The organism is Polaromonas sp. P1_G2 (genome assembly GCF_056405515.1).
In genome coordinates this window covers 1-370 of record NZ_JBFUBY010001661.1, presented here as the reverse complement: position 1 = coordinate 370, position 370 = coordinate 1, and the positions used below count along the sequence as shown (strand labels likewise).

Annotated in this window: 1 protein-coding gene; it reads right to left on the bottom strand. The window is 63.0% G+C overall.

Features of this window, described 5'->3' with window-relative positions:
- A partial coding sequence (locus tag AC1D0P_RS32020) for an oxidoreductase (protein WP_477680403.1) occupies positions 1-370 on the bottom strand: 370 nt, incomplete at both ends.

Genomic DNA, 370 nt, shown 5'->3' with positions numbered 1-370 from the left:
AGATAACCCATGCCGGCATAGACATAGACGATGTCAAAGCCGGCCTGCCGTGCCTTGCGGGCACCTTCCGCCTGCCAGCGCAGCACGTCCCTGATGTCCTGCTTGTCCATCGAGCGCGGCTTGAGATTGCCCATGAAGCCGACATGCGTTGCCATCCAGGGAATGCCGGAGGGCGAAATCGGCGCCACGCGTGTCGTGCGGTTCATCACCGAAGCACCGCCATGCCAGAGCTCGACGCCGGCCAATGCTCCATGCCTGTGCACCGCCTCGGTCATCAATGCATGTGCCTTGATGTCGTTGTCGTCCCACAGCGTCGCCATCGGCAGCGGCGAGTCATCGGAAGACAGGTCGATGGAGCAGGCGCCGGTAC